This window comes from Gardnerella sp. KA01000, from assembly GCF_049244035.1.
Lineage (GTDB): Bacteria > Actinomycetota > Actinomycetes > Actinomycetales > Bifidobacteriaceae > Bifidobacterium > Bifidobacterium leopoldii.
The window spans coordinates 1232116-1259104 of the sequence record NZ_CP058367.1; the positions used below are offsets into that span (position 1 = coordinate 1232116).

Below are 26989 nucleotides of genomic sequence, written 5' to 3' on the forward strand. Positions count from 1 at the left end.
TTGAAAACTGGCATCATAAACATTCGCACTTTAACGCTCAGCTCGACGAATAAGCATGCCAGGCTTATAAATAATAATTGACCTGCCTTGGCGCATAATCCAGCCTCTGTTTGCAAAATCCATAAGTGCTTTGTTAACTGTTTCGCGTGAAGAGCCAACAAGTTGCGCAAGCTCTTCTTGCGTTAAATCATGCGGCACAAGCAAGCCATCGCTCATAGGCTCGCCAAATCTTGAAGCTAAATTCAGCAAAGTCTTCGCTAAACGAGCAGGAACATCCATAAAAACTAAGTCGGAAATTCGCTCATTATTTGCTCTCATGCGCGCTGCAAGCACTTGAAGCATATCTACTGCAACGCTAGGGTGATTGTTTAGCCAATGGAATAACACGTCATTTTCTAGCCATAAAACTCTAGTATTGTTGGTAATAGATATTGCTGAAGCTGTACGAGGACCGCCGCTAGGATCAAAAACGGGAATTTCGCCTAGAATTTCGCCAGGAGTGTGAATACTTAACAATTGCACACGATTGTCGTTTGAATGACGAACTAATTTTACTCTTCCACGCTCAAGCAAGTACATTCGATGGTCAGTATCGCCTTCATTAAAAATTGCCGAACCTTTTTTAAATGTCGATTCTTGCAAATACTGCATCAATTCTTTTACTTGATCAGCTGGAACTTGCTTAAACAATGCGGTATGTTGCAGTGAAAATTCATCACTGTCAACGCTGAGTGTTGCCATTGCTGCTCTACCCCTTCATTAAGCAATAAGTAGATATCTCCATTGAACTACCTGTATGCGGATGAGCGCAAACGCAAACGAAAAACGTAAGCGAAAAACGCACATCACCTGACCTATGATATCACGAAAGACGAGGAAACGACATTTACTTTACGCCGCTGTAAAGTTTCTGCCGCTTTTTAGCATGCAAACGACCGTTTTTTTACAACGCAGTAAAGTTTCTGCCGCCTTTTAGCACACAAACGACATTTACTTTACAACGCAGTAAAGTTTCTGCCGCTTCCGACTAACTATTTACTCCCATAACATGCAAGCACCATGCGTTTTCATAAGCTAACTCCTGCCATTGCCTGTACCTGCCAGAAGTGCCACCGTGACCACCGTCAGTTTCAATACGAGCAATTGCATCAACCCCAGAAGCTTGCAATTTAGCGAGCCATTTCAAAGGTTCCGTAACAAGCACGCGCGTGTCGTGAATAGACGATGTGATTAAGATTTTCGGAAAATCAGCTAACTTTTTGCGAACATCTTCCGTTTTTGCGCAAGGCACATTTTCGTAAGGAGTATACGATTTCATATAAGCATAAGCTTCAGAATCATCGAGCGGATTGCCCCACTCATCCCACTCTGTTACAGTAAGCGGCAAAGAAGAGTCGAGCATAGACGTAAGGGCATCTACAAAAGGCACGTCTGCTTCAATTCCTGCATAACATTCCGGAGCCATATTTGCTATAGCACCCATAAGCAAGCCTCCCGCTGAACCACCGTTTGCAACAGTATGGCAAGCGGAAGCAAAACCAGCATTTTGCAAAGCACGCGTGGCATCAACAAAATCTTCAAAAGTATGCTTTTTATTAACGCGCCTACCCTGCTCATACCACGCGCGACCCATTTCGCCACCGCCTCGCACATGCACTTGCGCATATAACACGCCGCGATCCAGCAAACTCAAGCGACCGACAGAAAAAGTAGGGTCTGAACTAACTTCATACGCTCCATAACCAGTAATAAACATTGAGTCAGTTTGAGAAATTTTATCCGGACGCCACACAAGCGATACTGGCACACGCTCACCATCTCGAGCAGTAATCCAAACGCGCTTTTCAGCATAATTGTGCTCATTAAATTCGCCTAAAATTTTACCTTGCTTGAGCAGCACATCTTCGCCTGTTAAAGGATCCAACTCGCGAAGTTGACCTAAAGTTGCGTAACTGCCAAAAGCGTAACGCATATGCGGAGCTTCGTACGAAGGATTTCCAGTCATAGAAATACTAAATAAGCGATTATTGTTGATTTCTTCTTGTGAAATATTTGCGAGCGCAGCACGTGATTCGGCTTGCGCTTGATCCGCAAGTTGATCCGTAAGTTGAGAAGAAAATTGATCCGTAGGTTGATCCGTAAATTGATTCGCAAGCTGGGAAGAAAGCGGTCGCACTTCGCAAAAACGCCACGGTTTTGCTTGCAAAAAATCTTCAACAGCGCGCTTCTTGCTCATTACAGCCAAATGCGGCAAACCTTGAGAACGGTAAGCTAGTGCCACATAATTTTTGTACATTGACAATCCGCTTATGCTCAATCCAACTGCATTTTGCAATATTTCAGGATTTTGAGGCGAATTATAAGGCTTTGTAATAGGCTCACTTCCGGCACCTTTTTGCCAAGCATCTCCTTGCTCGCAACCATAAGGAGAACCCGAAGCAACACATACTCCATCCGAAAGCTTATACGTTACATGCTCATCAAACTTTCCGGAATTTCCTCTCATATCAATAATGTCAATTTCAAAATTAGGATTTTTAGCGTTATGGCACACAATCGCAATTGGAATATCTTCACCATTTTCGCCAGCATTCTCGAAGCAAGCGAAAGAAATATCGTATTCCACTCCCTCAACCGGCTCAATAACCATACGGAATTCGCCCTCAGGATTGCTCAAAGGAAGCATGAGCACACGCGATGTAGTCTTTGAACTACTACTGATCATCATGTATCGTTCGTCAAAACTTTCATACACGTCAACAAAAAATCGCTCGTCAGTTTCTTCAAAAACTTTTACATCGCTGGAAACTTTAGTGCCGACCTTATGCCTCCAAACTTGATAAGGACGCCAAGCATCATCAAGCTTTACATAAAACATCCATTTTCCATCTGGAGAAAGTGAAGCAGAAGCAAGATTTTCCCACGATTCTTCCAACTGCAACCAAGAACATGTTTTTGTAGAAAAGTCACGAATAAAATAGTTAAAGCGTTCATCACCTTGAGTGTCGACACCGTACAGCATTCTCAAACCGTTGGTACTCAAATCCATTCCACCGACTCTAAAGAACTTGCCACCAGAGTGCTCAGATTCAAGGTTTGCATCAAATAAAATTTCTTCACCATCAGTTGTGCCAGGTTTTGCAGAATTGTCGATAGTTGGCGGATTCCAATCGTCACTATTTTCGACTTTCATACGGCATTGCACAGCGTATTGTTTGCCTTTTTCAGTGCGCACATAATACCAGTAATTATTCATGCGCACAGGAACAGACATGTCTGTTTCTTGAACTCTTGAGCGCAACTCGTCAAATAATGTAGAACGCAAGTTTGCTAAGTGCTTTACACGCTGTTCAGTATAAGCATTTTGACTATTGACGTATTCCATAAGCTTAGGATTATTGCGATCTTTCATCCAAGCATATTCGTCTATATAAGTGTCGCCATGGAATTCACGTGCCGACGGTATGCGTTCTGCCGCTTTTGGCTTTGCAAAATCTTGATTATTCATAGCTACACCTCTTTTAATTTTCATTAAGTATTTTCTTCAGCTCTTATATATTAGTAACGAAATATTTTCTGCAATTCTTTAATATTACAAAATTATTTTGCAATTATTTTATACTATTTCGCAATCGCTTCCTCTATAAACGGAAGCATTACTTTAGCTAAATCTTTGCCTTGAGGAGCTGCAAAAAATGGCACGCCTTGCAAAGTACCAGCAGCACCTTCTGCTTCAATTATGCGCATTTGAGCATCATCAAAATCATCAATATCACCAGAAAACTCGTTAGCATTATTTAATTTTTCGATCGCCATAGTAGGAATTTCTTGCGCATCTTCACACGTAGTATCAAGAGCATCCGAAAAAACATACGCACGTTTAGATGCACTTAAAGCAACAGCAAAATCACGAGATAATTTACGACGAAAATCCTCAACAGTAGCACGCTTACGCAATTGCCTAATACCTACTGCAAGCACACGACCTGGATGCTTACGAATAATATTCGCATACGTTAAAGGATCCTTTTGACCATCATCGCCAATAAGCACAAAACGCATGCCAGGAAAATCATCCATAAGTTGAGTTGCAAATTCTAATTTATGCTGCGGTCCGTTTGGAATAAAAGTTTTAGGACGCGGATCCAAATCACGAAGAAGAAGAGGACCCTCAGGAAACTTTTCGCGATCAATAAAGTGACGAATTGAAGCCTCAACATTCCACGGAGAAGTAGAAAGATAGAAAAATGGAATATCGTCACGCAAACGCTCTAAAGACTGGAAAAACTCAGACATTCCAGCAACTGGCGAACGATGAGCAGGATTCATAATAAGCAAATTATAAGCAGCGCGAATTGGCGAAGGCGCTTGAGTAACCATAATAGTGTCGTCAACGTCCGAAATAACACCAACAGGAACATTTGCATCAATAGCAAATAAACTCGCTTTTACAGGCTCACGGTCACTAACAGAATACGAAACAACGTGACGACCAGGCTCTAAAGCGCGTTCGGTAATTAAATCTAAATACCCTGCACGGTCAGAAATACAGTACTCTGCACTACCATCGCGTGAACCTTCAGGCTTATCGTATATTTCAGAATCGCCAATTTGAGCTGTTTCTACAGGAATACCGTCAATAGACAAAGCCACGCGCACACGCACAGCAGGAACAACAAGCATCGCATAAATTCCGCGTTTTAGAGCAGAATGATGACCAAGCTTTGGAGCATACACAGTTCTGCAAATCAAGCGAGCATATCTATGCGTTCCATACCCAATATATGGCTCAACACTTGGAAACCAGCTAAAACGACGAGCAACACGACCAGCAAGACGCATCCACATGCCGACAATAGACGTAATGAGCCTGCGACCAAAACGCACAAGCAATGGCTTATTGTCAATACGCTCAGCTTTAGAAGGAGCGTCAAACAATGTTGCCGTCACATGCACAGGAATTGGCGCACTGCTAATCCGTCTAGACGCCACTAATTGCGGAGTAGATTGTGGGCTTTGCACATACTCAAGATTAGAACGCGCAGAAAGCGAAAGTCCTTCGGCGCGTTCATCTTTGTTAAGTGAGTTACCCACAGATTCGCTCATTCGCGTACCGGACCATCCGGAGTCGTGCCAACAATTTGCACAATAGTGCCACGTGGGCAATTTTCAAAAATCCAGCGAGCATCCTGCTCATACATGTTTATGCAACCATGAGAGCCGTGATTTGCAGCATCGCCAGTTGCAATACCCTTATAATTCCAAGAAGCAGTGTGGAAACCTTCTCCACCATGGTAATAGCTAACCCAACGCACTCCAGGAGAGAAGTAAGGAGATCCATCGCCATTCCTACCGCGCATATCTTGTGAAGCATAACGCAAGTAAATAAAGAATGTACCAGAAGCTGAATCATCGGCACCGCGCTTACCTGTGCAAACAGGGAATGTTTTTACAAGTTCATCATTCCTATAAACAGAAGCCGTTTGGGTTGTTTTGTCAACAACAATGCGCATTTCAACAAGCTTCTTTTCAACGGTAAACTTAGTGATTTTTGAAGGAACAGACATCTTGAAATCATTGCCATTGCGCAAAGATTCTACAGCCTTTTTCGCAATACTATCGGAATAGCTAATTTCAACACCATTAGAACCTTTAAGTGTTGTGAAAATAAACTTGCCTTCTTTATTGACTGCATCTTCCTGATTAATCTTTTGCTGATTAAGCTCTTTTGGAAGAACTTGAGACAAATAATAATCTGCTTTATCTGCATCAATTGTGTAAGAAAGCTTACGGCGAGTCGTATCTGCTTTTATACTGATCCAAGACGCAATCGCTTCTTTTGGAACCGTAAAATCTTTACCGTCACCGTTATTAAACGTGATTTTTTTCTCAAGAAGTTTATTTAAATCATCTACAAGTTTCTGCGCTGCATCAAGCTTAATAGGAGCGTCAGTGCGTCGAGATGTAACAGAAACTTTTACTGTTTTACCAGGGTGAGCAATTAACTTTTTTACTGCTTCACGAACAGACATAGTTTCTATAGTGCGACCAGGTATACCATCCTCTACCTTGTAAGATTCAGAATCCTTGTCGAAAACTGCACTATAAGGTACAGCGCGATCCTTCTCACGAATAAACTTATGCAATAAGTACGAATCCAAAGCAGAATCATCACGTACAGCTTTCAAACTCACGGTTTGATGAACCCAAGGCATAATACGAGTAAATAAATTATCTCGCTTAGCATTCATAATAGCTTTTACAGTTGCGTTCTTATCAATCTTGACACCAAGTTGACTCAAATCTGCATCAACACTATTGCCTTGATCGTCACTAATTACTAATTCGCTATGATCCACAGCATTCTGAACAGTCTTGCTTACAGAATCTTCCTGATAGCCAGTGAGATTGCGCGTAATAGAAGCATCACCAAAATCAACACCTGGAGCAACTCGATTGTTGAAATACAAATGAAGTGCAAAAAATGCTGCAGCTAACAAAATAACAAAAATAAGAAGCGAATACATCAACGCCAATGCGGAACGGTTCGCACGATGTTTCTTTGCTTTCGGCTCTACTACTCTAAATGAATCGGTTGCAGTTGAATCGGCAGGAGTTGCATTTGCATACATGCCATAAGATGTAGCATTATTGCCAAACACATTCTTCTTATTACCGGCAATATCTTCAACGATATCGTCAACAATGTCTCCAGAAGTATCTTCTTCATCGGCGACTTCGCCTAAATTATCAGCAAGAGTTCCCTCATAATTAACAGAATTATCAGCCATTTGATCTTCTACATGACTTTGAGGAACCTGCATAAAAGCAACAGTATCGTCACTAGCATCATCAGGCATATTACTAGATGTAATATTGAAGGATTCATCTCCCTCAAAATTTTGCTGTAATTCAGCCATATTCAAAACCTCTGCTCAATAATTGTATGCGACAGACACGCTTGCACAGTTTACCACTAGCGACGCACGAAATTAGTATTAGCGAAACATGAGAGCATAACTGGTTACATAACTAGCTATATAACTAGCTAAATATTTAGTACAGAATTAATGCGAATAATACACGTTAAAAAACGAGCAAAGAACAAGCAAAAGCAGCAAAATGCACAATTAACTAGCAACTAGCCGACACCTAATGAGTAACTAATAAACATCTAATACAAGCAATAAACGATATTTATAAAAACAATAAATACTACACAAATGTGTAAAAAACGTAAATATTCGCAATATGCCGCAAAATTTAGTATTGTAGGAAAAATAATGTGCAAGAATAGGAGGTATGCCAACTATGCCTATTCAAGCGACTATTGCTCTTATGATGATTGTATTCGCGCTTGTACTCGCACCATTCGTCATCATGATTGTTTCGCGCGCTTTAAAACGTCATCATTTGGCAGAAAAACTTGCTCAACGACACGGCGACTCAGTGCATTACGCATTCATACTTAATCCTTCAAAACCACAAGCAGAATCGTATCGCGAAAGTATTAAAAATTATTGCAAAGAACGCAATTTAACCTACGAAATTATTGATACACAGTTAGATAAAGATGGACGCGAATGCGCTTTAGAAGCGCTTTCAAACGGAGCTAACGTAGTAGTAGCGGTCGGCGGAGATGGCACGGTTCGTACTGTTGCGAGCGCAGTAAGCGGTAAAGGTCATGCGATGGGAATTATTCCTATTGGAACCGGCAATCTTTTTGCTAGAAATATGGGAATTCCAGTAAACGACGTGGATGCTGCGCTGCGTGTTGCAACTTCTCACGGCTCTAGGCAGGTTGACGTTGGGCGCGTAACGATTCTCGACAATCCAGAAGAAGATCATGGACACGCATTCTTAATTATTGCAGGCATTGGTTTTGACGCGTTAATGATTGACGACACTGATCCAAACTTAAAAAAGAATATTAGTTGGCTTGCTTATTTTGTCTCTGGTGTAAAGCATTTGTTTATGCCAAAATATCGCGCAACCGTTACCTTACAGCGTTCAAATGGCGACGAAAGTGTGCTAAAAGGATTGACTTTCCGCACACTTATGGCTGGAAATTGCGGTCAAATTCCTATGTTTTCGCTTATGCCAGAAGCAGCATACGACGATGGTGTGCTTGATTTTGAGATTATTGACACTTCTGGCGGTTTAATTGGTTGGGCTAATTTGTTCCGAGGAGTAATACATCAAACGCTAACAGGGCGCGCACTCCAGCAGGATTCGCTTTCTGCAGGCTCAAGAATTGACCAAACGCAAGGTTTTAGCGCAGAAGTGCAATTAGAAAAATCTGCTCCAGTGCAAGTAGACGGCGACATTTTGGGATATACAAAACATTTGCGCTTCACTGTTGACAAGCAAGCATTGTGCGTAAGAGTGCCAGAAAATAAATAAAATACAAGCGCTGTGGCAAAATAAAAAATTATGGTAGCAAAAAATGCGGGAATGCCCGCCACCCCAGAAGATCTAGTCGACGTCGACGCTTTGGTTGGCGCTTACTATGATGAAGTTCCAAATTCCAACATTCCAGAACAGCGCGTGATTTTCGGCACGTCCGGTCACCGTGGTTCTGCTTTGAAAACTTCGTTTAACGAAGCTCATATTGTGGCAATTACGCAAGCTATTGCTGAATATCGCAAGAAAGCTGGCGTAACTGGTCCTCTTTATATTGGTCGCGATACGCACGCTCTTTCTGAGCCTGCTCAAAAAACCGCTATTGAGGTTTTGGTTGCTAACGGAGTTCACGTTCGCGTGGATTCTCGCGGAGATTTCGTGCCAACTCCTGTTGTTTCTCAAGCTATTTTGACGCATAATCGCGCAGCCGACGGCACTCAGCGTTTTAGCGGCGACGGCTTGGCTGACGGCATTGTCGTCACTCCTTCACACAACCCACCAACTGACGGTGGTTTTAAGTACGATCCTGTAACAGGCGGCCCTGCACCTGCGGAAGTAACTAACGCAATTGCAGCTCGTGCAAACGAATTGCTCGACAATTACAAGTCCGTAAAGCGCGTACCTTTCGAGGAAGCAATCAAGTCTGATTTGGTTGAAGGCTTCGATTACCGCGAACACTACGTTAGCGATTTGGCAAACGTTATTGATTTCGATGTGATTCGCTCTAGCGGCGTGCGTTTGGGAATTGACCCACTCGGCGGCGCAAGCGTAAACTACTGGCCACTTATGAACGAAAAGTACGGTTTGAACATCGGCGTTGTGCGTCCAGAAGTTGATCCAACTTGGCGATTCATGACTATTGACCACGATGGCAAGATTCGTATGGATCCAAGCTCCCCTTACGCAATGAAGGGCTTAGTTGATCAGCTTAACGCTGGCGCTTGGGATAAGTACGATTTGGTTGGCGGCACCGATCCAGATGCTGATCGCCACGGTATTGTGTGCCCTAACTGGGGCGTTATGAACCCGAACCATTACATTGCGGTATGCGTGGAGTATTTGTTCGGCGGTGCTCGTCCGGATTGGCCAAAGAATACTGCTATCGGCAAGACGCTTGTGTCTTCTTCCTTGATCGACCGCGTGGCTGCTTCTATTAACGCAAAGCTTGTGGAAGTTCCTGTTGGCTTCAAGTGGTTCGTTGACCCACTCTTTAGCGGCGAAGTTGCTTTCGGCGGAGAGGAAAGCTCCGGCATGAGCTTCTTGCGCAAAGATGGTCGCGTGTGGACCACCGATAAGGATGGTTTGATTCCTGATTTGCTCGCTGCGGAAATTACTGCAAAGACTGGCAAGAACCCAGCTCAGCTTCACCAGGATCAGGTTGCTCGCTTTGGCGAAAGCTGGTATAAGCGCGTTGATACCCCAACCACGCTTGAGCAGAAGCAGAAGTTCGCAGCTTTGAGCGGCGACGATGTTGAAGCAACCAAGCTTGCTGGCGAAGATATCACCGCAAAGCTTACGGAAGCTCCTGGAAACGGCGCAAAGATTGGGGGCTTGAAGGTGACGACTAAGAACAACTGGTTCGCTGCTCGCCCATCTGGTACCGAGAATATTTACAAGGTTTACGCAGAATCCTTCGTTTCTCCAGAAGCACTTGACAAGGTGCTTGAGGAAGCTACTGCTGTAGTCGACAAGGCTTTAGCGTAACGTAATAATCTTGCGTAAATAAAGAATCTACTAATTGCGCTGGTTGCAATATGCAGCCGGCGCATTTTTGAAAGGTTTTGTCATGATTGTTGTTTCGACAGACGGTTCCGCGCTCGGAAACCCAAACGGTTCAATGGGTTGGGCGTGGGCAGATCACATTGACGAGTCTGGTAGCTCTAACGAACACCATCACACAGGCAATGCAGATGCTGGAGGCGCAACTAATGGCACAAATCAAATTGGCGAATTATGCGCAGTTTTGGAAGCTTTGCGAGCACATCCTGGAAGTGAGCTGCTCACAATCGAAAGTGATTCACAATACGCTATAAACTGCGCAACTACGTGGATTCACGGATGGAAAAAGAACGGTTGGAAAAACTCTAAAAATGAACCTGTTAAAAATGCCGAGCTGATTCGAGCAATCGACGCGGAAATTACTAAGCGCGAAGGCGCCGTAAAATTCGTGTGGGTTAAGGGTCACGCAGGAAACGAAGGAAACGAAAAAGTTGATACATTAGCGCGTGGATATGCGGAAGATTGCCGAAATGGTTTGAAGGACGGATACTTGCCTTTAGAAGGCTGGAAGTCGCTTCTTGCTTCTGAATATGCAAAAGGTACGAATGTGCCAAGTGATGCGAAAATGCTTTTAGATGGCAAAATTTCCAATGCAGAATATCATCTTGAACGCACAGTTGGCGAAGATATTAATCCTGATTTTTCTGCACAAAATAGTAAAAATGCTAGTGATCTAACTGAATCTGCAAATGAATCAGCACGCAAACAAGCGCAAGAAGCAGCATGTGAAACGAAGCCTGAACAAACGCGTGAAACAAAGCGTGAAACGTTAGAAGATAGCGAAAAAGATGCACTATCAATAGAAAATAAACAAGATATGCACCAGCAAGACGCTATAACTATTGTTCAAGAAGTTCCAAAAACAGAGCAAAATGTTACGCAAACTACATCTAAACCAGTTCAAGGATTAAGTGTTTCTGGCGTGCTGCAGTTTACTCCCCCGCCAAACACAAGCCCAAGCTTTAACGGCGAGGCGCGTTTTATTTCCGGCACAATCAACGTAAGCGGCTACGTAGAGCCCGACGGCACCTTGCATTTATCTCCAACTGCCTTCTACCTTTCATAGCTATTTTTGCAATTCGTTTAGTGTGGTGTTTGGCTGGCGGATTTCTATATGTGGCTGTGAGTAGTGGGTGTTACTTGTCTCGCAGCGCTCCGCTCTTATACCTTACTTAGACTTAGCGGTTGCGTAGTTAAGTTTAGTTTTTTACTTACTTTCTCTGCAAAAATAGTATTCATCATCACGATTATTACTATCGTTCCGCTTTTATATTGCTCGACCAAGCAACACCCACCCCTCACTACTAGTAAAACCGCTAGTGTTCTGTGGTGTGGTAGGAGTGCCTGGCGTGACGCATGCAGTAGCAATGACGCTAGTGTTCTCTAAGCAATAAATACTCAACGTCGGCAGAGCGCAACTGCAAAACTTCATAAACATGCAAGCATCCAATCAGTGCGAAAAATCTCAAATCTCTACCACACGAATATCCCGTGAATGAATGACGACGCAACTAAGATGCACATAGCCCTAAAAATCTTGGCAAAGGTTAATATGGAAATGTACGAAAATGAGGCACGCATAAAAACACAAAGCCTCTCCCGCAAATAGCGATGGAAGTTCATCGGCGAACTCGGGAATAACAAAAACAAGAAAGCAGGGATAATGGATAAAGCACAACAAGATGCGCTTAAAAAAGCAGCAGGCATTGAAGCCGCAAAGATTGTAAAGAATGGAATGATGGTTGGTCTTGGCACCGGCTCTACAGTGCGCTTCTTAGTTGACGAGCTTGGCCGCAGAGTTAAGGAAGAAGGCTTGAGCTTCACAGGAGTCACCACTTCTCGTCGCACACAAGAGCAGGCAGAGGGCTACGGCATTAAGATTCTCGACATTAACGAAGTGGATCACATTGACGTTACAATCGATGGTTCTGATGAAGTTGACAAGAATTTCAACGGAATTAAAGGCGGCGGCGCAGCTCTTCTTTGGGAAAAGATTGTGGCTATTAATTCCGACCGCATTGTGTGGATTGTTGACGCAAGTAAGGTAGTCGACACGATTGGCAAGTTCCCGCTTCCTGTTGAGGTGATTCCGTTTGGCTCCGCGCAGGTGATTCGTAAGTTCGAAAAGCGCGGATATAAGCCAGTTTTGCGTCTTGATGCTGACGGCAAGGAAGTGCGCACCGACGAGAACAACTTCGTGGTTGATTTGCACATGGAGCGCATTGAGCATCCGCAGGAGTTGGCGAAAGATTTGATTGAAACTGTTGGCGTTGTGGAACACGGCTTGTTCTTGAACATGGTTGACACGGTGATTGTTGGCGATCCAAACGGTCCTCGCACGCTTACAAACCCAAATAAGTAGCGAAACTAATCGAAAAGTAGAGTCCGCAAACGCGGGCTCTACTTTTTTGTATATAAAAAGCGCCGGAAAAACCGACGCTTCAAAAAAGTCTTACGTGCCTAAACGTTCAGACACGCATCAACGCATAGTAAGAAAATTACTTGCGCTGGTGACGAGTCTTACGCAGCAGTTTGCGGTGCTTCTTCTTGCTCATCCGCTTGCGGCGCTTCTTGATGACAGAACCCATCTGAAGCCTCCATTCCTATGTAAAGTGTGCAACTTGCCTAATGTTACACCGTTTTAACGACTTTGTGGAGTGATATTACAAAGAACATCATTTTTTACAACATTTACATTGGGAATCTGTGATAAAAACGCTCTACTGCTTGCTTTGCGCCGTTCACTTCAAAAACAGCGGTATCATTCTGCCACAATGCACTAGCCTGTGATTTATCATTTTCATCATTTCGCAACACATAGCTACCGGAAGTCTTACCAGAAACTTGAATTTTTCCACTTGCGATATCAGAACCCTTAAGTCCATCAACTAACGCTTCATACTGCTTGTTCGCAGAATCGCGATTCGACCATTGAGCAACAGTTACAGACACTTCCCCATCTGGCTGACCAGTTGAGTACTTAACAGAATATTCCTCCAAAGGCGACGATTCAGTCCAAGTTGCACTAGGTATAGCGTCAACACGAGCGAAATCAAGTACGCTATCTGGCATAGCCTTAAGCAATGCTGTAGAAGATGCTGGCAAAGGTTTCGATGGTATAGAAGGCGTTTTAGGCATTACCATATGATTTTTGCTCGCAACATTTTCGTGATTCAATGCCCAACCTGGCCACATAAATGCTGAAATTAGAGCCAAAACCACAATTACTGCAGCTGAAGTCAACACAACTAATAACTTGCTGTGTGATGAATTATTGACACTTGAGGAATTCATATTCAACGCACCCATCTTTGAAGCATTCATACTTGAAGCATTCGATTTCGACATACTTGCATTATGTCACATCGCGATGACGCTTTTAGTACGCAAAAGCGCTTTACAATCAAAAACAAATACAAAATATGATTGTCTAATAAAGCGTATAGCGTCGAGATATGGCTAGTAAATCTACTCTTCACTATTTATGCTCCGAATGCGGTTGGAGCGGCTCAAAATGGTACGGTCGCTGCCCTGAATGTGGCGAATGGGGCACAGTGAACGAGTTTAGAGAGGCGCGAGTTAGCGGATTATCTCGTACAACACGTGCATCGCGCACAACAACAGCATCGCGCACCTATTCACCAGATAGCATAACTACTTCTAATCGCAATATCGCATATTCAACTCTCGATTCAGCAACATCCGCGCAACCAATTAATGAAATTCAAGCAGACGACGCAATGCGCATTCACACTGGTTTTAGCGAATTCGATCGCGTATTAGGCGGAGGACTTGTGCCAGGCTCCGTAACTCTTATAGCAGGAGAGCCAGGTATCGGAAAATCAACACTACTTCTAAAAACAGCAGCTTACGTATCTAAACAATCAAAAGAAAGCAACACTCCCCCTGTATTGTATATTTCCGGCGAGGAATCAGCAGCACAAGTTAAATTGCGCGCGTCTAGAATTAACGCTGTAAACGATTATTTATTACTTGCAACAACAGGCGATCTTGACACTGTACTAGATCTTATTGAAACGCATCATCCTACGCTTGCTATTGTCGATTCTGCACAAACGATTTCCGCACAAGAAGTAGATGGCATTACAGGCGGTTCTACACAAGTTAGAGAAGTTGCGAGCGCACTTATCGACGTTGCTAAAACTAACAATATTCCGATACTTTTAGTTGGGCACGTTACAAAAGATGGTTCAATAGCAGGGCCGCGTACGCTTGAGCATTTAGTCGACACAGTATGTCAATTTGAGGGCGATACACAAACAGCACTACGCATGCTAAGAGCTGTAAAGAATCGCTTTGGACCTACAGACGAAGTTGGCTGCTTCGATATGAGCGGTGAAGGAATTGAGGAAGTGCCAGATCCTTCCGGACTGTTTTTGTCTTCTACAGAAAACAATAATCAAGGTAAAAATGCGCAAGATGGCACAAACGACGGAACTTGCGTCACTTTTACACTTGAAGGACACAGAAGCCTGCCGATTGAAATACAAGCACTTGTAACACAATCGGCTCTGCCCACTCCTCGCCGTGCAGTTTCTGGTGTTGATTCTAACCGTCTTGCAATGCTTACAGCAGTTTTGTATCGTCACGGACGCGTTAATTTGCTTGCAAAAGATTTGTACGTATCTACTATTGCAGGAGCGTTGGCAAAGGAGCCGTCTTGCGACTTGGCAATTGTAGCAGCTTTAGCTAGTGCTGCTGCCGGGAAAGCAGTAACTCCTAAAACTTGCGCAATTGGCGAGATGAGCTTAACTGGTCAAGTTCGCCCAGTGCCAAGAATAGAGCCGCGATTGCGCGAGGCTGCGCGAATAGGATATAAGCGCGCAATAGTTTGCCATATGCGGAAAAGCGTTAGTATTCCAGGATTAGAAGTTATTGAAGTTAATACAGTGCGAGAAGCGTTAAAAGCACTTGGGCTATAAGCTAAGCAAATGCCCAAGTGCTACTACTTTAAAGAATTTCGCTTGTGCTGCACACTGTTATAAGCGGCGTAAAAAGCTCCATAGTTTTAAGAGCTAGCTTATGATTTTCTGGCGTGCTTCCTGCACAAGCATCTTCTGCGATACGCACAGCAACGCCATTATCTGCTGCAGCTAAAGCGGTTGTCAGTACACAACAATCTGTTGCGACTCCGCAAATTGTTATTTTGTGACATTCGCCTAATGCGGCTTTAAGTTTCGTACCCCACTTTCCAAAAGTTTCGCACGTAACTACAGTGTGACCTTCCGCAAGTTCTGCTGTTTCTGGAGTGAAGTCATACATTGGGTCGTCAGGTTTTACGAGGAATTGTGGCCAATCTTTAAAATAGTCAACCCAAGCGTTTTCTGGCTTAAGCGGTGCTACATAGCGCGTGTAAATTACTCGATTACCGTAGGCTTTTGCAAGTTTTGTAAAAGCTCCGGTTGTTGAATCGTAGGTGTGATCTGCGCATGCCCAAGTCGACCAGTCACTTTCGCAAAAAACGCGCTGCCTGTCGATTACAACTAACCATTCGTCTTCTTTAATCATTTGAATATCCTTTCATACGAATATCCTTTTTTATTTTTATTTTTATTCTGCAATTTCGCTTGTCGACAAATCTACTTCACTTGTTGGCAAATCCGCTTCCTGCTTAGCAATATCTTTGCGCTGGAAAATTAAAGAACCAGCCAAGCCAATTAGTAACGCAACTATTACACCCAGGTTTGCACCAGCCCAGCTACTTGATTTTCCGCCAACAAACCAAAGCAAATAACCTTGCCATGTAAGCCATTTCGCTGCAGAATTTACGACCAAACCCCATCCAACAATCGTTCCAACGCAAAGAATTGCAAAAGCTTTAACATTCCAAGCACCATAACGACCTTCCGGCTTATACAAGTCCTCAGTGCAATAATCTTTTTTGCGAACAAGCACATCCGTAGTAAACATTCCGGCCCAAACAGCCATCGGCACTCCCAAAGTTGTTAAGAAGCCTTGGAATGGTCCAATAAATGTGTCAGAGAAGAACGTGACATAAACAACACCAAGAGTAGTTAGAATTGCAGTAATAATTGCTGCAACAGTTCTAGGAATACATATTCCAAAAGATAGCAACGCAAGACCGTTTGAATAATTGTCCATAATTGCTCCAGACATAAGTCCTAGAACCGCTACAATCGTGTACGGAATCAAATACCACGCTGGCAAGATTGCCGCAATTGCTCCAATCGGGTCGTTTCCAACGTTTTGAGCTAATTTCATATTAGAAGCTGCGAGTAGAAGACCGTAGAAAATTAGGAACACGTTTGCAATTGACGCTCCAAAAGTAGTCCAAAAAACGATTCCGCTATTTGAAGATTTTCTAGGCAAGTATCTTGAGTAATCAGCAGCAACATTAACCCATCCTATGCCGAAGCCAGTCATAACGAAGAAGCAGCAACCGAGCATTGCAGGAAGAGATCCGTTTGGAATTTGACCAATCGCAGCAAAGTTTATGTGTCCCCAGCCTAGTACGAAGAATCCAAGAGTGATTATTCCCGTTACAATTGTTATAACTTGCTGGCACTTCATAATTAAGTCGTAGCCGTAAATTCCAACAATTACAATTAATCCAACTACGATGATTGTGCTCACGATTTTAACACTCATACCACTACCCCAGCCGATCTTTTCTGCGGCTGTTGCCATTGCAAGAACGGCAGTTATTGCTAGAGAAATCTCCCATCCGAGCGTTGCAATCCAACTTAGTGCTGCTGGAATGTTTGCTCCACGTACACCGAACGTTGCGCGAGTCAATACCATTGTTGGCGCGTTTCCACGTTTGCCGGCTATTGAAATCACTCCAACCAGCAGGAATGACACAATTACGCCGATTATTGTCATCAGCGTTGCCTGCCAGAAGGATATTGCAAAACCAAGCGCCCACGCTCCGTACGACATTGCAAATACAGAAATATTTGACGCAAACCACGGCCAGAATAGGCTTGATGGCGTTCCTTTACGTTCGCTTTCACTGATTGTGTCTATGCCTTGTTCCTCAATGCTTAAGGAATGTTGACTCGACGAGTCTGTGGCTTGTTGAGTTTTAGATTCTCCTACTTGAGATTTACTCATTTTTCACCTAGCTTCTTTTTATATTGATTTTGTTTTATAGATTTGTAGATAATTTAAGAAAATCCATTAAATGTTGGTGTTAATAAACATTTGTTTTAATAAAATCTTCTATCTCCTTTTTTGTAGGACACGTTGCAGGCCCATATTTTGTGACAGCAATAGCAGCTGCAGCATTCGCGCATAAAACAGCCTGCTTAAGTGTCATTTTGTAGCCTATACAAGCCGCAAGTACGCCAGTATGAGCATCGCCAGCTCCATTCGTATCTACTGCTTTTACTTGAAATCCTTTAATATGCTCGGCTTCTTTACCTAAATCACACACCCAAGCTCCGTGAGATCCTGCATGAACGATGAGCGGAGCTTTTAACGCACGCTGTAAACGCTCAATCTTTCGTTTTGTAAGTTGATTATTTATTTTGTCATTAAAGTTTTTGCTATCAGCAACTTTGCTTTCGTCAGCATCTTCGCTGCAATCATCTTCGATTTCGTCATTTCCCCAAGCGTTAAGCCTTTTTGCTAAAATCTCAGCTTCTCTAGCATTACACAACCAAATTGGCGCGTAGTCAATCAAAGCTTTTAAATCTTCATCTAAAATATTTGCAATCATTGGAGACGCATCAAAAATCGCTGTAAACCGGCGCTTGTGTTTATCAAAAGAACTCTCTAAAGCACTACTTGAAGCACTACTAATTGAACCGCATGTTCTTAACATAAACCGCAAAAGCGCGCGCTTTATAGGACTCACAAATGTGTATCCACTAATGTACACAACATCTTGCGGATTTGGGTTTACTAAGTCAAAAGCATGCTCGTCACCACTAGTTTCTGCACCTTTAGTAGATATAAAAGTTCGCTCTGCGCTTTTATCCGTAAGAGCTATGCAAAATCCTGAATCAAGCATGGAATTTTTTGTGCCAATATGCGAAATATGCGCTTCGTTTAAAGCTTTAGAAATAATATTTGCAAAATAGCCTTCACCCAAAACGCCAGCCCATTGCGCTTTAGCTCCCATTTGACTTGCAGCAAATAGCATGTTGTAACTTGCACCAGCGCTCATACTATAAGAGTTTGCAAATATGTCTTCACCAGGCTTAGGAACAGAGCTAACTTTCATAGTTACATCTACGATAATTTGGCCAAGTGAGATTACCTGCGGCACTACCAAACTTGCTTTTTCATTCAAGCTTATGTTTGATTCGTACATTGCAATCGCCTCTGAAAGCTACTATGCAGCATATTCTCTACTTTTCTCAATCTTCTAATTTTTTCTCATTAAGCACAAATCATACACTGTCTTTTCTACGTCATAGCAGTGTTCAATTCGCAAATTCTCTAAAACGCGTTCTCGTATTTTTTCATCGAATACTTGCAACCCATACTGTGAACCCAACATCGCAGAGCACATTGCAGCAATCGTATCAGTATCTCCGCCAATCGATGCTGCAAAACACGCAGCTTTGGTTGGTTCATTCGCAAAGCGAGTTGCAATTGCGAAAGCTGCAGCTACGGATTCATTAGCTTCAACACTTGTACCACAATCATTTTGGAGTATTTCCGCAAATTCTTCGTCACTAACAGATGCGAAACTCAACTCTTCAGCTTTTTTAGTGAAAAATTCGACCCTACTTATAACGCTTGCTTTTGCGCTCCAATTGCCATACTTTGGAAGCGATTTTACGAATTTTATTGCTTCTTTAAGCGGATTCTCACAACCTTCAATACCTAAACTTACTGCCGCAGCAATAAGAGTTGTAGATTCAATTCCTTGAGTCGTATTGTGAGTAATTAAGCATGATTTTCTGGCTGCATTAGCGAGAGATTCACCTGGTTTGAAAGCAATGCCAATTGGCGTTGCACGCATTGCACCACCATTAGTTGTGCCAAATTTGCCTGTTTCTTCAGGACTTACTCCATTTACAAGCGCTTTTAAAGCTGACTTAGTTGACGGTCCTAGCAAATCCAAGGAACCTTTTTCGCGCATTGCATCTTCCCAATCTAAAAGATTTTGCGCATACTTGTTGTTGTCAATATTGCCATTATCTGCGATTATGCGTTCAGCAAGTAAAAAAGCTTGCTCCGTATCATCAGTTACGGAACCTGCTTTCATATTTGGCGCGATTGGCTGCTGACTTACAGCATCCATTAACCTTGTAATTGGACCGCCATAAAAACGGCGTATGCTTTGAGCGCTCATACTTTGAGTTGGCATTCCAAGCGCATCGCCTATAGCAAGACCAACAATAGCTCCAAACGCGCGATTATATGTTTCACTTTGCTCAAGATTGATTGATGCGTTTATCATAAGTATATTTTATGCTTTAGCAAACACAATTTTAAAAGCACTTGGGCTATGAGTTAAACGCAGCTAGCAAAAATAATCGCAACTAAAAACAACTAAGCGCAAATATCAAAATCAGACTTCAGCTTCAGCATCTGTAATCTCGCGCACTTGCTCAACATTAGCTTTGAGCATATCTTTTAGCGCGTCAACTGAGTCAAAAGCCTGTTGCGGACGCAAGAAACTAGCAAACTCAATGCAAACGCGATGCCCGTACAAGTCTTTCCAATCGTCGAACAATCCGTAAGCTTCAACAGTGCGCTCTGCATCTTCTTCGCCATCTTTATTAAATGTTGGCTTAGTTCCAATAGAAATCGCAGCAGGCCAACGCCACGGAGAATGAACGCCTAAATGAAGCTCATCACGACGCAAAACACTCACATCTGGAACAGCATTTTTCGATGGTCTGACATCGTTCTTATTGTCAGCATCTAAATCAACAACCCAGCCTGCATACACGCCATCAACTGGCACATAGCCTTCAATTTTTTCGCCAAGATTTACTGTTGGGAATCCAATCTCGCGCCCACGCTCGTCTCCATGAACTACTGTTCCTTCAACGCGATGCGGCTGATCCAAAATTTCACGCGCTTCTTTGACTCGACCAGTAGCCAACATCCAGCGCACATTTGTAGAACTCCAAGCACGCACTTTCTTATTTGGCATGCTCTTACTCCAAGCACGATATTCAGCTTTATTCATGCCCTCAGAAGGATCTTTAGGATCTCCAGGCTCCTGTGGAACTTCACGAACAATAGGATCAGGCACGCGAACGTCATCTGGACCCAAATCCTCTACTTCAATAAGCTCAAAAACTCCAGTTGCTTGAGACAACTCACGAATTGCTTTAATATCACCAGCACGACGAGCACCAAGCGCAGCATCAGAGCCAAGAACTAATGCTCGCATACCAAGCTTTCCAACGAGCTGACCTAAGAAGAAACGGTACGATTTTGCAGCAAAAGCAAGGCTGTAGCGCACAATCACAACATGATCAACATCCAACTGTGACATCACGCGCAAACGTTGACGCACGCTTGTAAGAGCATCCGGATCGTCCGGAAGTTTAGAATTAACGTCGCCAAAATCATCGTATAAATCAGGATTAGCATGCACTACGCTTGGACGCGGATCAAACATAATCACTACTGAAAACGCTCCATGACGATGCGCAAGATCCACAGTACGACGAATAACCTCGCGATGACCTTTGTGCATACCGTCGAATACGCCAATGGTAACAACCGCTTTACGCTCTGCACTTAACGTTGGCCAATTAATCATGCCGTTGGCATCTGGTCGAATGTCGATGACCTTCATGATATCCTTACTATCCGCGTTCAAGCATTACTCAAGCAAACTACGCAAAATACGCAATTCGTTATTTTAAATACTTATCTAGTTTACCAGTCTTCTCGCTTGCCGGAAATACCACAATTGGTTTGATTTGATTACTTTTTATATTTTTTGTCAATTCAACTACTGCAACAACGTCACATTCCGCATTATTTGCGTTTGAAACGTACGCTATTGCCGGATAATTTTCGTAATTTATGCCAGATTTAAGCTCAATCCAGCGACCAAAACGTAAGTCTTTAGCTTGATTCTCATCAATGCTTAAAGTTGGAAGCGAATGCGAAGCTGCATCCATCATATTTAAGCAAATTTTAGGAAGCATATTATTTGCGTCAAAATCGTCACTAGGAACTGCTTTTGAGCGATGCTGCAATACTCCATTGCGATCAGTAAATTCTCGCATTTGAGCGCGAAGTTTAAGAACTCGCGAATCAGCAACCGAAAAATCACCAACGCTAGTGCGACGAAGCTGAGTAAGATGTCCACCAACTCCTAGTAAGCGACCTAAATCACGAGCTAAAGCGCGAATATATGTTCCACTACTGCAAGAAACTTTTGCAGATATATCGCATACGAGTTTCCCACTCACTCCCCTAGTAATTCGAGGATTGCTCACTGAAAAATCACTAACAAATATCTCTCTAGGAGCAATCTCTACTGATTTTCCTTCGCGCGCTAAATCATAAGCGCGTTGACCATTAATTTTAATAGCAGAAAAAGCAGTAGGAGCTTGCATAATTTTGCCTACTAAATTTTCGCTAACAACTTGCTTAATTCGCTCAAAAGACAGTGACTTTTCAAAAGACATGTCTTTATTAGCGACGTGAACCCCCGGACCTATATTTAATGCGTCATCCGGAAGAATTTCACCTTCTGCATCATCAGTAGTAGTTGCTTCTCCTAAGCGGATTACTGCTTCATAGGTTTTATCATGCCCCAACATGTAATTTAAAAGTCGCGTTGCGTTGCCAAAACCTATGATTAGCAATCCTGTTGCCATAGGATCAAGCGTTCCTGCGTGCCCAACTCGTTTTGTATGCAACAAATGACGAGCGCATGCAACAATATCGTGACTTGTAACGCCCTGAGGCTTATCTACAAGCAGTAATCCTGAATCTGGTATGCACATAAGTTAAATCTAGCTACTATACGATTCACATTGAGTTTGCTTTGAGATTTAATTGTTGTCAGACGATTCAGACGTGTCTTCAAAGTCGTCCTCTTCAAAATCGTCGTCGTCATCGAAATCATCGTCAGATTCTTCAACTTCGCGTGGCTTCTTATACGGATCGACATCACCAGCATACTTAGCATTTTCACGCAACTTAGCTAATTCTTCATCACGATGACGAGCTGCAACAAGAATATCCTCAATTTCGTGCGCTTCAGACGGCACTTCGTCATAAATAAATTGCAATTGAGGAGTCAAACGCAATCCAGCTTTTGCACCGACCAAAGAGCGCAGTCGACCGTGAGCCTGCTGCAAAGCTTGTGCTGCACGCTGACGCTCGCCCTGCTCTTTGCCTTCGTGACCAAGTTGAGTCCAGTAAACCTTTGCAATTTGCAAATCGTTCGTAACACGCACTTCCGTAATAGTCACACTCGCCAAACGCTTATCATGCAAATGCGATTCCATATTGGAAGCGATTACGCGCTGAATTAATGCTGCAATACGTGCAGCTCTAGGATTCGTTCCTGCCATAATTACTTGCGCTCAATCTGCTTCATTTCAAAGGTTTCGATTATATCGCCAAGCTCAATGTCATTAAAGCTGCCGAGATTAATACCAGCTTCGTAACCTTCGCTAACGGATTGCACGTCATCCTTAAACCTACGCAAGCTGGAAATCTCCAAGTCGTTGACTGTAGCAACGCCGTCGCGCAAAATACGGCACTTCGTACCGCGCTTGACTTCGCCATCTTGAACCATAACACCAGCAATATTGCCGAACTTGGAAGAACGGAAGATTTCGCGAATCTCAGAGTGAGAAGTGACAACCTCTTCAAATTCTGGCTTAAGCATACCCTTCAAAGCAGCTTCGATATCTTCGATTGCCTTGTAAATAACCGAGTAGTACTTAACCTCCACGCCTTCGCGCTCAGCCAAATCAGCAACCTGACGGTTTGGACGCACGTTGAAGCCAATAATCACAGCCTTATCGACAGTTGCCAAGTTCACATCATTCTGAGTAATTGCACCAACACCGCGGTGAATAACCTGGATGCCAACTTCCTCAGAGACCTCAATCTTCATCAAGGAATCTTCCAAAGCTTCAACAGAACCAGAAGAATCGCCCTTAATAACGATGTTCAGCATGTCAACTTCAGACTTAGCGAACTGTTCCTTAAGGCTTTCAAGAGACACAACCTTGCGGCGCTTAGCAAGCTGAGCTGCACGCTCTGTAGCTGCGCGCTTTTCAGCAATTTGACGAGCAGAACGGTCGTCCGAAGTAACCAAGAACAAGTCGCCAGCGGTTGGAACAGAAGTCAAACCAAGCACCTGAACAGGAGTGGAAGGAGCCGCATCCTGCAAATGCTTGCCGTTCTCGTCGAGCATAGCGCGCACACGACCATAAGAAGTGCCAGCAACAATGGAATCACCGACGTGAAGAGTACCTTGCTGCACAAGAACAGTAGCAACAGCACCACGACCCTTATCGAGTCGAGCTTCGATAGTTGCACCGCGAGCATCCATATTTGGATTTGCTTTAGGATCAAGCTCAGCGTCAGCAGTCAACAACACAGCTTCAAGAAGCTTATCGACATTCGTGCCCTGCTTTGCAGAAATATCCACAAACATGGTGTCTCCACCGTAATCTTCAGCAACTAAACCGTATTCTGTAAGCTGACCGCGAACCTTATCTGGGTTAGCACCTTCAACATCAATCTTGTTCACAGCCACAACAATTGGCACATGAGCAGCTTGAGCGTGGTTAATAGCTTCAACAGTCTGAGGCATTACGCCGTCGTCTGCTGCAACAACAAGAATTGCAACGTCTGTAAGCTCAGCACCGCGAGCACGCATAGCAGTAAACGCTTCGTGGCCTGGAGTATCGAGGAACGTAATCTTACGAGGCTTTCCTTCAAGATTTACAGTTACTTGATAAGCACCGATGCGCTGAGTAATGCCACCTGCTTCACGATCGATAACATTCGACTTACGAATGGTATCAAGCAAGCGAGTTTTACCGTGATCGACGTGACCCATAACTGTTACTACAGGCGGACGAGACTGCAAATCGTCATCTTCTTGCAGCTCTTCTTCGTCCAAATCGATGTCAAACTGCTGCAAAAGCTCTTTATCTTCTTCTTCAGCAGAAACAATGCTGATATTCCAGCCGATTTCTTCACCCAAAATTTGGAATGTCGACTCATCCAAAGATTGTGTAGCTGTTGCCATCTCACCCAAGTGGAAGAGAACAGTTACCAAAGCTGCTGGATTTACATCGATCTTTTCTGCCAAATCAGAAAGAGTTGCGCCTTGACGCAAGCGAATCGTAGCGCCGTTACCAGAAGGAATACGCACACCGCCAATCACTGGTGCTTTAAGCTCTTCGTATTCACGACGTTTCGCCAAGCGATTCTTACGAGCCTTAGAAGATTTACCACCTTGACGACCGAATGCACCTGCAGCTCCTGCACGACCGCGACCGCCACCACGCGATGGACCACCATTAGGTGCGCCCGCTGCAGCAGCCTGGAAGCTAGCTCCTTGAGACGCAAAACGAGATTCTGCAGATGGGCGAGAAGATGCACCAGAGCCTGCACCTGCGCCACCTTGACCGCGACGCTGACCCGACCACTGCGATGAGCGTGCGCCACCTTGACCAGAGCGACCGCCACGTGAGCGACCACCGCGTTCTGCACGTTCACCACGCGAACCTTGAGCTCCAGAGCCACCTTGACCCGGACGACCACCGCGGCCATTTTCAGCGCCAGGACGAGACATCGGATGAGGACGTGGAATATCTCCAGGTGTAGGAGCACGCATACCTTGCTTACGGCTAAACGGATTATTACCAGGACGTGGAGCAGATGCGCCTGCACCTTGTGCATTCTGGTGCGGACGAGGGCGAGGAGGCATCTGTGAACGATCTGAGTGAGATTGACCTTGAGCTTGCTGTCGCGATTCGCCGCGATTATCATTGCGGCGATCATTTTTTCTATTTTCGCCGGCAGACGCATTAGAACGCGAAGTATTGTTTGAACGAGTATGATTTGCACCCGGCTTTGGAGCAAAATGAGAAGCTGTGTTATGCACAGGCTGGTTAGCAGAAGAGCCAGCTACAGAATCACTGTGTGACGAATCTTTAGCTTGAGGTTTAGCCTGCGGCTTAGCTTGAGGCTTAGCTTTTGGCGCAGCAGGCTTACTTGCACTAGATGCCTTTTCGGACTTATTTCCGTCAGATGCTAACGCTGTTTGCAAACGACGGACTACTGGAGCCTCAACTGTTGAAGAAGCAGACTTAACAAATTCGCCCATGCTCTTCAAACGCTCCAACACGGTTTTACTGTCTACACCAAATTCTTTGGCCAGTTCATACACGCGCTTTTTAACCACTCAGTGTTCTCCTCTGTCTGTGGCAGCGCTAGTACACGCGACCACTTTACATTATTGCGAGCTTATTATTTATTATCGTGCGATATATCATCGTGCGACCATGATCTTATACCTCGTCTCCCGCCGGACGATGGCGATTGCCTTTCGCCCAGATTCCAGCTTTTAGCATACTCGAAACGTTGGATTGGCTCGAGTGTCGCTAAATGCCACGCGAGAGACTACTTTATTTGCACACCACTAGCAATATAAACAATCAAGAAGTGCTAAACATTGCGGAAATATCAATCTAAAAAATATTTAGCACTTCTCAATTAACAATCTATTCAGCAGCAGATGCGTTATTATTCAAATCAACTGAAGCAGGCTGAGCATTTTGTGCTTGAGCTGCAGCAACCTTCTTAGCATGCTCTTCCGCAGACTCAATACCAATCTTCCAACCAGTCAACTTTGCAGCCAAACGAGCGTTCTGACCTTCTTTACCAATAGCAAGAGAAAGCTGAGCATCATGAATAAAAGCAACTGCAGTTTGATTCTTTTCACTCACTACTTGCACTTGTGTAGCAGTAGCAGGCGAAAGAGCAGCAGCAACAAACTTTGCTGGATCAGATGACCAATCCACAATATCAATCTTCTCTTGACCCAAGTTTTCCATTACAGCACGCACGCGTGAACCGCCAGGACCAATTAAAGCACCCTTTGGATTCACACCTTCAGTATTAGCTCTAACAGCAATCTTTGTGCGAGCACCGGCTTCGCGCGCAATCGACATAATAGAAACTGCTCCAGAAACAAGTTCCGGCACTTCTCGCTCAAAAAGACGACGAACTAATTCAGGATGTGAACGTGAAACAACAATTTCTGGACCACGCAGACCACGCGCAACATTTACGACATATACGCGAATACGCTCACCATGGCGGTAACGTTCACCTGGAACCTGCTCGCGACGCGGCAAAATAGCTTCAACATCTCCAACAGCAACGTGGATGTTAGTGTTATCTTTTGCGTCTTGTTGAATGATGCCGTTAATAAGTTTGCCTTTTTGACCAGAAAACGCACCAAATACGCGGTCATCTTCAGCTTTACGGAAAATTTGACTAATAACTTGACGAGCCGTCGCAGCAGCTAAACGACCAAAATCACGCGGAGTATCGTCATACTCCTCTCCCAGCGTTGGGGCTGGATACGGGTTATCTTCAGTAGGTTTACCAGGAATTTCATCCCTAGCCCACACAGTGAACGAACCTGCACGTTCGTCCAATTCAACTCGCACATGCTTTGCAGGATGAGCGGTTTTCATATACGCAAGACGCAAGGCCTCGGCGAGCGCCTCGTCCAGCTCCTCGGCATTAATCCCCTGCTGTGCCGCAAGCTGATGCATTCCCGCCAAATCCAATTCCATCGCGCACGTCCTCTCGTTATAACGCATTAATTTATGATTATTAATTGTAACTATTA

The 26989-nt window shown here is 43.9% G+C and carries 19 protein-coding genes and 2 pseudogenes; 5 read left to right on the forward strand and 16 right to left on the reverse strand.

What is annotated here, in order from left to right:
• Window positions 1-30: 30 nt before the first annotated feature.
• The 4 genes from HXT58_RS04650 to HXT58_RS04665 all read right to left on the reverse strand — a co-directional run bounded on the left by HXT58_RS04650 (window position 31) and on the right by HXT58_RS04665 (window position 6920).
• On the reverse strand, window positions 31-741 hold the full coding sequence (locus tag HXT58_RS04650; RefSeq protein WP_004105425.1) for a Crp/Fnr family transcriptional regulator: 711 nt from the start codon (window positions 739-741) through the stop codon (window positions 31-33).
• A gap of 286 nt (window positions 742-1027) precedes the next feature.
• Window positions 1028-3532, reverse strand: a complete 2505-nt coding sequence (locus HXT58_RS04655; RefSeq protein ID WP_421775622.1) for a S9 family peptidase — start codon at window positions 3530-3532, stop codon at window positions 1028-1030.
• A gap of 89 nt (window positions 3533-3621) precedes the next feature.
• Window positions 3622-5106, reverse strand: coding sequence for an App1 family protein (locus HXT58_RS04660; protein ID WP_101885888.1), 1485 nt, complete (start codon window positions 5104-5106; stop codon window positions 3622-3624).
• Window positions 5103-6920 carry a L,D-transpeptidase gene (locus HXT58_RS04665; RefSeq protein ID WP_112928497.1) on the reverse strand — a complete coding sequence of 606 codons (1818 nt, stop codon included), beginning with the start codon at window positions 6918-6920 and terminating at the stop codon, window positions 5103-5105. The genes HXT58_RS04660 and HXT58_RS04665 overlap by 4 nt, the downstream gene beginning before the upstream one ends.
• 382 nt (window positions 6921-7302) lie before the next feature.
• On the opposite strand from HXT58_RS04665, the gene HXT58_RS04670 reads away from it, so the two are divergent.
• From HXT58_RS04670 to rpiA, 4 genes are all read left to right on the forward strand, one after another.
• Entirely contained in the window at window positions 7303-8403 is a 1101-nt protein-coding gene (locus HXT58_RS04670; protein ID WP_004105433.1) for a diacylglycerol/lipid kinase family protein, read from the forward strand.
• Window positions 8404-8433: 30 nt separating this feature from the next.
• On the forward strand, window positions 8434-10107 hold the full coding sequence (pgm, locus tag HXT58_RS04675) for a phosphoglucomutase (alpha-D-glucose-1,6-bisphosphate-dependent) (RefSeq protein WP_004574076.1): 1674 nt from the start codon (window positions 8434-8436) through the stop codon (window positions 10105-10107).
• A 34-nt stretch (window positions 10108-10141) separates the two neighbouring features.
• On the forward strand, window positions 10142-11248 hold the full coding sequence (locus tag HXT58_RS04680) for a ribonuclease H family protein (protein ID WP_415705823.1): 1107 nt from the start codon (window positions 10142-10144) through the stop codon (window positions 11246-11248).
• A gap of 597 nt (window positions 11249-11845) precedes the next feature.
• On the forward strand, window positions 11846-12544 hold the full coding sequence (gene rpiA / locus HXT58_RS04685) for a ribose-5-phosphate isomerase RpiA (RefSeq protein ID WP_004105437.1): 699 nt from the start codon (window positions 11846-11848) through the stop codon (window positions 12542-12544).
• A 136-nt stretch (window positions 12545-12680) separates the two neighbouring features.
• On the opposite strand, the gene HXT58_RS04690 is transcribed toward rpiA, so the two are convergent.
• Both HXT58_RS04690 and HXT58_RS04695 read right to left on the reverse strand, forming a co-directional pair.
• Window positions 12681-12770, reverse strand: coding sequence for a 30S ribosomal protein bS22 (locus tag HXT58_RS04690; RefSeq protein ID WP_004268639.1), 90 nt, complete (start codon window positions 12768-12770; stop codon window positions 12681-12683).
• Between the two features lie 103 nt (window positions 12771-12873).
• Window positions 12874-13530, reverse strand: coding sequence for a hypothetical protein (locus HXT58_RS04695; protein WP_004109607.1), 657 nt, complete (start codon window positions 13528-13530; stop codon window positions 12874-12876).
• A 107-nt stretch (window positions 13531-13637) separates the two neighbouring features.
• Between HXT58_RS04695 and radA the strand changes: the two genes are divergently transcribed.
• Window positions 13638-15125: a DNA repair protein RadA gene (gene radA, locus HXT58_RS04700; RefSeq protein ID WP_415705821.1), complete on the forward strand. Its 1488-nt coding sequence runs from the start codon at window positions 13638-13640 to the stop codon at window positions 15123-15125.
• A gap of 28 nt (window positions 15126-15153) precedes the next feature.
• On the opposite strand, the gene HXT58_RS04705 is transcribed toward radA, so the two are convergent.
• The 10 genes and pseudogenes from HXT58_RS04705 to nusA all read right to left on the reverse strand — a co-directional run bounded on the left by HXT58_RS04705 (window position 15154) and on the right by nusA (window position 26933).
• Window positions 15154-15711 carry a cysteine hydrolase gene (locus tag HXT58_RS04705; RefSeq protein ID WP_415705819.1) on the reverse strand — a complete coding sequence of 186 codons (558 nt, stop codon included), beginning with the start codon at window positions 15709-15711 and terminating at the stop codon, window positions 15154-15156.
• A 42-nt stretch (window positions 15712-15753) separates the two neighbouring features.
• Window positions 15754-17277 (reverse strand): purine-cytosine permease family protein, encoded by a 1524-nt coding sequence (locus HXT58_RS04710; RefSeq protein ID WP_415705817.1) that lies wholly within the window; start codon window positions 17275-17277, stop codon window positions 15754-15756.
• Between the two features lie 79 nt (window positions 17278-17356).
• Window positions 17357-18481 (reverse strand): PfkB family carbohydrate kinase, encoded by a 1125-nt coding sequence (locus tag HXT58_RS04715; protein WP_076002624.1) that lies wholly within the window; start codon window positions 18479-18481, stop codon window positions 17357-17359.
• A gap of 54 nt (window positions 18482-18535) precedes the next feature.
• Window positions 18536-19579, reverse strand: coding sequence for an ADP-ribosylglycohydrolase family protein (locus HXT58_RS04720; protein ID WP_012913835.1), 1044 nt, complete (start codon window positions 19577-19579; stop codon window positions 18536-18538).
• A gap of 111 nt (window positions 19580-19690) precedes the next feature.
• Window positions 19691-20935, reverse strand: coding sequence for a bifunctional riboflavin kinase/FMN adenylyltransferase (gene ribF, locus HXT58_RS04725; RefSeq protein ID WP_004105442.1), 1245 nt, complete (start codon window positions 20933-20935; stop codon window positions 19691-19693).
• Window positions 20936-20996: 61 nt separating this feature from the next.
• The gene (gene truB / locus HXT58_RS04730) at window positions 20997-22100 is read right to left on the reverse strand and encodes a tRNA pseudouridine(55) synthase TruB (protein ID WP_415705813.1); all 1104 of its coding nucleotides are present in this window, start codon (window positions 22098-22100) and stop codon (window positions 20997-20999) included.
• 48 nt (window positions 22101-22148) lie between these two features.
• The gene (rbfA, locus tag HXT58_RS04735) at window positions 22149-22673 is read right to left on the reverse strand and encodes a 30S ribosome-binding factor RbfA (protein WP_415705811.1); all 525 of its coding nucleotides are present in this window, start codon (window positions 22671-22673) and stop codon (window positions 22149-22151) included.
• Window positions 22674-22675: 2 nt separating this feature from the next.
• Window positions 22676-25207, reverse strand: a pseudogene (gene infB / locus HXT58_RS04740) (translation initiation factor IF-2); the annotation flags it as partial.
• Window positions 25208-25383: 176 nt separating this feature from the next.
• Window positions 25384-25531, reverse strand: a pseudogene (locus HXT58_RS04745) (translation initiation factor IF-2 N-terminal domain-containing protein); the annotation flags it as partial.
• Between the two features lie 319 nt (window positions 25532-25850).
• A complete protein-coding gene (nusA, locus tag HXT58_RS04750) occupies window positions 25851-26933 on the reverse strand; it encodes a transcription termination factor NusA (protein ID WP_004105450.1) in 1083 nt (360 codons plus the stop codon).
• Between the last annotated feature and the right edge of the window lie 56 nt (window positions 26934-26989).